This window comes from Microvirga arvi (assembly GCF_016892765.1).
Taxonomy (GTDB): Bacteria; Pseudomonadota; Alphaproteobacteria; order Rhizobiales; family Beijerinckiaceae; genus Microvirga; species Microvirga arvi.
On sequence record NZ_JAFEMD010000120.1, the window covers coordinates 1 to 7362 of the forward strand.

Annotated in this window: 5 protein-coding genes and 2 pseudogenes; 4 read left to right on the top strand and 3 right to left on the bottom strand. The window is 60.1% G+C overall.

Annotated features, from left to right (window positions below):
* Positions 1-168: 168 nt before the first annotated feature.
* Complete coding sequence (locus tag ILT44_RS29450; protein ID WP_204243164.1) at positions 169-687, top strand: helix-turn-helix domain-containing protein; 519 nt, start codon at positions 169-171, stop codon at positions 685-687.
* 586 nt (positions 688-1273) lie between these two features.
* Here ILT44_RS29450 and ILT44_RS29455 read toward each other — a convergent pair.
* Positions 1274-3190, bottom strand: a complete 1917-nt coding sequence (locus tag ILT44_RS29455) for an adenylate/guanylate cyclase domain-containing protein (RefSeq protein WP_204243165.1) — start codon at positions 3188-3190, stop codon at positions 1274-1276.
* A 450-nt stretch (positions 3191-3640) separates the two neighbouring features.
* On the opposite strand from ILT44_RS29455, the gene ILT44_RS29460 reads away from it, so the two are divergent.
* The 3 genes and pseudogenes from ILT44_RS29460 to ILT44_RS29470 all read left to right on the top strand — a co-directional run.
* Positions 3641-5401 carry an adenylate/guanylate cyclase domain-containing protein gene (locus ILT44_RS29460; protein WP_204243166.1) on the top strand — a complete coding sequence of 587 codons (1761 nt, stop codon included), beginning with the start codon at positions 3641-3643 and terminating at the stop codon, positions 5399-5401.
* 197 nt (positions 5402-5598) lie between these two features.
* Positions 5599-5904 (top strand): annotated as a pseudogene (locus ILT44_RS29465) (transporter substrate-binding domain-containing protein); the annotation flags it as partial.
* Positions 5905-5918: 14 nt separating this feature from the next.
* Positions 5919-6125 (top strand): annotated as a pseudogene (locus ILT44_RS29470) (response regulator transcription factor); the annotation flags it as partial.
* Here ILT44_RS29470 and ILT44_RS29475 read toward each other — a convergent pair.
* Both ILT44_RS29475 and ILT44_RS29480 read right to left on the bottom strand, forming a co-directional pair.
* Entirely contained in the window at positions 6103-6594 is a 492-nt protein-coding gene (locus ILT44_RS29475; protein WP_204243169.1) for a Gmad2 immunoglobulin-like domain-containing protein, read from the bottom strand. The pseudogene ILT44_RS29470 and the gene ILT44_RS29475 sit on opposite strands and share 23 nt — an antisense overlap.
* 90 nt (positions 6595-6684) lie before the next feature.
* Positions 6685-7131: a peptidoglycan-binding domain-containing protein gene (locus ILT44_RS29480; RefSeq protein WP_204243170.1), complete on the bottom strand. Its 447-nt coding sequence runs from the start codon at positions 7129-7131 to the stop codon at positions 6685-6687.
* Between the last annotated feature and the right edge of the window lie 231 nt (positions 7132-7362).

Consider the following 7362-nt stretch of genomic DNA (forward strand, 5'->3'; position numbering starts at 1 on the left):
CGGTGGCGACGACGACATCTGGTCGGGCCGTCTCCGCATCCAGCGCGACTTCTAATCAGCTCGTCTGATTGGACAGGAGAACCCCGGTGGCAACACCGGGGTTTTTCTTTTTCTACCATGATCATGTATTTTGACGCCATCATGCTCCCATGTCCTGCGAGAAGCTAAGTGTCAGAGGCAATCTTTGCTCGAACAATCTATCAGCAGCGCAAGGAGATGAACCTCTCCCTTCGAGAACTTGCACGTATTACGGGTATTGCAGCATCAACGATCTCTCGCATTGAGAATGGGCACCTGTCGCCGACACTGGATATCGTGGCAAAGCTGACGGCAGCGCTCAATTTAGAGCCATTGCCTGTCAATTCGGCTCCTAGCGCGACGTTTGCCGACACGATGCCAACCGCCGCAAGTGAGGCGCACACGCAAGGTCCGCCAGCACAAATTGTCTCCTACAGAAAGCTTGAAACAACAATACTGCATCGCGGCGTACGCCGTGATCTTAGCAGGATCGCTGCACGAAACGGTTATGAAATGGCCGTCCTTCTAAGAGGTACTCTGCATCTCCGCACGAACGATGACTTCAAGGAAGAATTGAGACCTGGAGCAACAATCAACTGCAAGCTCATTGCCAAGCACACATACTTTGCCATCGCAATAGAAGAGGCCGAATTGCTTTGGATTGGCTGACAACGAAGCTTTGGACCAACTCATGGAATCGGCCCTCCAGAACCGCCTGCGCTCGACTGAGGGCAGCAAACGTGACAGGTACGAGTACTTATCGAACAGCTGGAAACACCACGCTACACGGGCTTGTTGTCCCTCACGCGCTCCCATCCGTAGTCGATTAAGATGTTTGCTGTTACGCTTGCGTCTGCCCCCGCGCCAGCGGGACGTCGGCTCTGCCCGGGGTGACAGCTTCAACGCAGACTCGCAGTTCAGGCGAGTTGCCTGAAGCCCGGAACTGAACGATCTCGCCGTTACCATCCTTGACGGCGCGTCGGGTGAAATCGCCCCCATTGAGATCATCGTCAGGCGCAAAATCTATCGGTTCTAAGCCTGTTCGGAGAGCTGTGTCATGTAAATAGCCTTACAGCGGATGGTGGCCTTCACTGGCGTCTTCTTCGAACAGCATTTGATTGCTATCAAGAACGTCAGCTTCGGGTCATCCTCTGCCGATCCCCTGCCCTTCAGGAGCGTCCGCTTCGGCGGGGAAAGCTGTACTCAGGGTTAGGTCTCAGATGTGCCAGTTGCGGACCTTCGACTGAACTCGCGATCAAGTCCCACACTCGGGCAGGCGGACAGGTTTCGCCAACTGTCCGAGTTGCTCCGGCTTGGCACACGCTGGGAAGCCCGCAAGCTTCATCGTCTTGATCAGATGCTCGCGATCGGCGGCGTTGAAGCTTGGGTCGCTGACGTAGTCCTCAATCGTGAGACCAGGATAACGCTTCAGCGCCTCGCCGAGCGTCGCCCTGGCTTCCTCCGTTCGGCCGAGCACCGCAAAGCTCGCGGCCCGCTGAATCCAGGCGTGCTTGCTGTAGTTGTCCGGCGTCTGCCGTTCCATCGCCTGGAGGGCGTCCTTGTACCGCCCGGCCATGAAGTAGGCCCAGCGCAGGAACCCGCCCGCCCATGGCCTGTAGTTGGGGTTCAGCCTGATCGCCCGGTCTGCCAGCAGTGCTCCGCGCTCAGGCTCGCCGAAGGTGCTCGCCCATCGAATATAGTAGACCAAAATCGAGAACGAGCTTGGGTTCAGACGCAGGGCTGTCTCGAACGCGGATTTGGCCTGGTCGAACTCCCCCGTCGTTGCGAGGACATGGCCCAGCACGGAGTGCGCATCGGCAGCATTCGGATCCAGCTCGACCGCCCGCCTCGCAGCATGGAGCGCAGCTTGGCTCGATGTCTTCGCATCGGCTCCAAAGGTTTTGGCTGAGTCGTGCGCCCAGGCGAGCTCGACCCACGCCCGGGCGTAGTTCGGGTCGACCTCGATGGCCTTGTTCAGGATCTGGATCGATTCAGCCATACCCTCCCGGGTCGGGCTCAGTTGCTTCTCGACGCCGAGGAGGGTGAGTTCATAGGCGGTGAGGTTCTCAGGTCGCTTGCGTTTGGCGGCCGCCAGGTCGAGTGACTTGACCGGCCCGGTCAGCATCTCGAACTGGCTGATCACCTGCTCGGCAATTTCGCTCTGGACCGCGAACACATCCTTGGTCGGTCGATCCCACCGATTAGACCAGAGCTGGGCACCGGTCGCAGTGTCACTCAGCCGCGCCGTTGCGCGGATCTGATCCCCTTCGCGCTGGATCGAGCCTTCGAGGACGAAGCGAACGTTCAGATCGCGTCCGATCTGGCGCACATCGGTCGATCGATCCTTGTAGACTTCGGTCGACGCCCGGGCGATGACATCGATGCCGGTCTGGCGCGCGAGGTCAGAGATGATGTCCTCGGTCAGGCCATTCGCCAAGCGGGTGGTCGCTTCGTCGGCGGCGAAGGTCACGAACGGCAGGACCGCGATGGCGGGCTGCTGTTGAGCCGGAACCGGATTGTCCGTCCCCCGCCAGAGCCAGGTGCCCGTGCCGAGGCCGAGGCCGAGGATGAGCAGGGCAGCCAGGGCGAGGGGCCGGAACAAACCACGCCGCCACCGAGGTGCCGTCCTGGCGGGCGGGAGCCCACCCGGATCGATCCGGTAGGCGCGGATCGGTCGGTCGATGTTCTTGAGCCGCTGCTCGCCTGCGAACTCCATCGGCAGGACGAGTTTGCCTTGCAGATGATCGTACGCGGTGCCGGAGATCATCACCCCGCCCGGTTGGCAGATCTGCTCGAGACGAGCGGCGATGTTGACGCCGTCGCCGAGCAGGTCGTCTCCCTCGACCACCACATCGCCAAGATTAACCCCGATCCGAAAGACGATCCGCCGCGTGGTCGGCACATCGGCCTGCTGCTCGGCTATTCCCTTCTGCACGGCGACCGCGCAGGCCACCGCATCAACCACCGAGCCGAACTCCGCAAGCGCGCCGTCACCCATCAGCTTGACGATGCGGCCGTGATGCTCGGCCAGGAGCGGATCGATGACCTCGCGCCGCAGGGCTTTCAGGGCAGCAAGCGTGCCAGCTTCATCCATTTCCACGAGATTAGAGTACCCGACGACGTCCGCCGCCAAGATGGCAACTAACCGCCGCTCCACCCATGCTGTCGCCACGGCTGTTTCTCCTTGAGGAGATCTGCCGGCTGTGGCCGGGTCGGTCTGTCGCCCAGTCATTCAACCAAGACAACGCAGCACCATCGCTTGGCCATCATACCATATTGGCGACGCAGCAGCGACGATCCAACAGCAGTCCATCTTCGGGCAGGCACATGACCCGCGAAGGGCCTAGCGCCAAGGTCGGCCTGGGGTCAAAGGCGATGTAGAGCCAATTGAATGAGCGTCCGCTTGCCGCCGGAAGAGCGGACCAAGGGCGACTTCCGAGAAGCAGTCAGCAATCCACGCCGGCAACATGTTACGAGCGATTGCAAGACCATCGAGCAGCCCTGAGATACCTCCGACTGCCCCACGGGAAGCTGGCCTTTCAACCTTAGCTTCCTTGATCTCTTTTCCTGGACGAAGCAGCCGTAAAGACGCACCATCAGGTCTCCCACGGGGACTACGGACATGAGTGGCTCTGGCAAGCCAAAGGTCCAGCGGCGTCTGGCGGCCGTTCTTGCGGCTGATGTGGTGGGCTTCTCCACGCTCATGGGCGAGGATGAAGAGGGAACCCTCGCTCAGGTTAAGAGCCTGCGCCGGGAGATCATTGAGCCCAGAGCCGTCGAGCATCACGGGCGGATTGTGAAGACCACTGGCGATGGCTTTCTGGTTGAATTCAGCAGTCCAACCGAGACTGTCCAATGCGCCGTCGAGATGCAGGAGGCCCTTGCATCAAGAGCCGCAGACAAGTCAGCCCATCCGCTTCAGCTTAGGATCGGGATCAATCTTGGGGAGATTATCTTCGAGGAGGACGGGGATATCTATGGCGACGGGGTGAACATTGCGGCCCGCCTGGAGCAACTGGCTCAGCCGGGAGCCATCTGCATTTCGGCCAAGGTTTATGAGGAGGTCAGGGACAAGCTGCCCTACAGCTTCCAGGATCAGGGGGAGCAGCCGGTCAAGAACATCACTAAGCCGCTTCGGGTCTATAGCCTGTTTGGCAACGGCGTCGCAGCAACGCAGGCACGCCTGATTGTGCCAGACCGACCGTCCATAGCAGTTCTTCCGTTTGATTTCATGAGCGAGAGCCACGACGGCGAGTTTCTGGCCGATGGGCTCTCGGAGGACATCATTGCGGCCCTGTCGCGGATCCGCTCCTTCTTCGTGATCGCCCGCAACTCCACCTTCACGTACAAGGGGCGGCCTGTGAACGTGCAGCAGGTGAGCCGGGAACTGGGCGTCCGCTATGTTCTCGAGGGCAGCGTCCGGCGCAGCCGTGACAAGGTGCGCATCACGGCGCAGTTAATCGATGCGACAACCGGAGCACACCTCTGGGCGGATCGCTACGATGGTACAGTCGATGACATTTTTGACCTTCAGGACCGCATCACAACCAGTGTCGTAGGCGCGATCCAGCCCTCGATCCGGGCGGCTGAGATCGAGCGGGCGCGCCGCAAGCGGCCAGACAGCCTGAATGCATACGATCTGGTCATGCAGGCCCTGCCCCATGTCTGGTCCTTGGACGCGGCGTCCAATCAGGTTGCAACCCGTCTGCTCGATGAGGCGCTGAAGCTGGATCCGACCTATCCTCTGGCCCTGGCCCTTGCGTCCTGGTGTAGCGGACAACGGGTCATCTACAACTGGTCAACGAATCCTGAGAGCGACAGACGTGATGCGTTGGAGAAAGCGCAGCTAGCCGCAGGTTTGGCATCCGACGACCCATTTGTTCTGACCGTGCTTGGTGCCGCTCACACGATTACGCGCGAATTTCAGACCGCGCTTTACTTGCTCGAAAAAGCGTTGGCTCTCGACCCGAACTCGGCCTGGGCATGGAACCGTAGCGGATGGCTGCGCACGTTCCGTGATGACCCGGACACTGGGATCACTCACTTCGAGAGGGCAATCCGCCTGAGTCCATTTGATCCCATGATCTTCAACTCCTATGCCGGGATCGGGGATGCTCACTTCGTGACCGGCCACTATGCGGAGGCAATCAGATGGCTCGAGAAGGCCCGTCTGGCTCATCCCAAAGCAACTTGGATCAACCGATTTCTCGCGGCGTCATACGCATTGGACGGCCGACGGCAGGAGGCCGAGGCCTGCGTTCAACGGCTTCTAACAACGTACCCGGGTCTGACCGTGACAGCAGTGAAAACCGCTCCTCCGTTCAGCCACGAGGTCATCGCTCGCCTATGTGAGGGGCTCCAACAGGCTGGTCTCCCGGAATGAACTTGATGATCTCGATGGCCGTGGCCGTCATGCCAATCGTGGATCTCATCGGACTTCCTGCTGATGCGACCCGCCAGAAGGTCGGCCGATGCGGCCAAGCTTCAGCGCGTTACTACTCTCGCTCGACATTGGAAAAACAGCCTCCACCTGATCGGCCTCAATGCATGGCATAATCTGTAGGGCTGGAGATGATGGTGATGGGAACGGCTCTCGTATCGATTGCCTTCGGCCTGACGGCCAGCCTGTTCGCCACGGGCGCCTCGGCCCAGGCGACGCTCAACAGCGTCAAGCAGAAGGGCTTCCTGACCTGTGGCTCGAACACCGGTCTTGCCGGCTTCGGCCAGCCGGACGCCCAGGGCAGCTGGACCGGTCTCGACGTCGATCTTTGCCGCGCCATCGCGGCTGCCATCTTCGACAACCCGACCAAGGTTCGTTTCATTCCGCTGGCCGCCAAGGACTGCTTCACCGCGCTCCAGTCGGGCGGAGTGGACGTGCTGTCCCGTACCGCGCTCGATGTCTGCGGTTGCTGGCAGAGGGCGCCTCCAACAAGCTGATTGCCCGAAGGTTCGGAATCCCCTTCCACACCGCCAAGTTTCACGTAGCTTCAATTGCGGCAAAGCTCGACGCTACAGGCAGAACAGACGCGGTCGCGCAGGCCGTACCGTCGGGCTCATCCTGTTGTAACTTGGCTTGCAGGCTCATTACGCGCCGATTGGTATCTTAAGTGCCTGACCAGGGAAGATCCGATCCGGATCAGTGATGACCAGTGGATTTGCCCTGACAATGTCCTGGAAACGGCGAGGATCGCTGTAGTGGTCGTGCGCGATCTTCGCAAGTGTGTCGCCGCGCTGGACCGTATGAAGACGGAAGCCTACGTACCCGGGTACGATATTAGGCCCGAAGATAACGGGGACAATCACTTTGTTGATTTCTGAGCCGTCTGCTGCGCTCTCCTCGAACACCTCGACGAACAGACGGTCCAACTGGAAGACGGCTCCAGATACGTCAATTGACAGGTGGAACTGTCCGTGCTCACCGGTCCCGCCACCGACCGTGAAGTGGCCTGTGCGCTCGCCATGACCGTCATGGACGCGATATTGAAGAATGGCTTCAAACCCTGAGCCAATGCCTCCGATCAGGACAGGATTGCCCACCAAGTCGAACGGCTTGGGTTGCTGGATCTCGTTCGCCATACTTGCTCTCCTCGACCAAACCTGCGCTGCTTCGCCCGATCCGAAATGATGTGTGATTGGAGTGCAGCCACCCCCGATGATCCACCTCAGTCAGCTCGCCGGCCCTTCGTTCTCCAGTGCAGCAACAACCGCCCAGGTTTTCGTGCCCACGACGCCGTCCACAGCAAGATCAAACCGTTGCTGGAGCTGTCTCACTGCCGTTTCAGTTTTTGGGCTGAAGCGTCCATCAACCCCGCCTGTGTCGAAACCAACCGCACTCATCCGACTCTGAAGGCGGCGGACTGGCAGGCCGGTTGAGCCAAGGCGGAGAACTGGCTCGCTCTGGTCGGCTTCATCGATATTGATCCACGTGACCCGGCCGACGACCCCATCCGCAGCGATGCCCTTTGACTGCTGAAAGGATCGGACTGCGCGCTCAGTGCTGGCCCCGAAGACACTGTCGATCGGCCCTGGATCATGTCCGAGGATCTTGAGGGCCTCCTGCAAGTCCTGCACAGCGGGATCAGTTGAACCCTTCTTCAGAACGGGTTCCGCCATAGCGTGCTGCCTCCTGAAATCGGCCTAAATCGAGTCTGCTGCTCACAGGATCAGAGTACACCCGATCACAATTCGACATGTGCTCGGCCGCACTTTGCTGGCGCGGTCTCGGGTTGCAGGCCCGAGTGTTCTACTTCGTGCTACAATCAACTGCCTGATCCGCCCCCATTGAACTGGTCCACCCTGAAGTATGTCTTGAGGCTCACAGGAGGACCACAATGCCCAAGAAGC

What these genes read in the sequence shown, in the direction of transcription:
- ILT44_RS29480 (WP_204243170.1), bottom strand. Translation starts at nt 7,131, where the DNA reads ATGGCGGAACCCGTTCTGAAGAAGGGTTCAACTGATCCCGCTGTGCAG.
- ILT44_RS29475 (WP_204243169.1), bottom strand. Translation starts at nt 6,594, where the DNA reads ATGGCGAACGAGATCCAGCAACCCAAGCCGTTCGACTTGGTGGGCAAT.
- ILT44_RS29460 (WP_204243166.1), top strand. Translation starts at nt 3,641, where the DNA reads ATGAGTGGCTCTGGCAAGCCAAAGGTCCAGCGGCGTCTGGCGGCCGTT.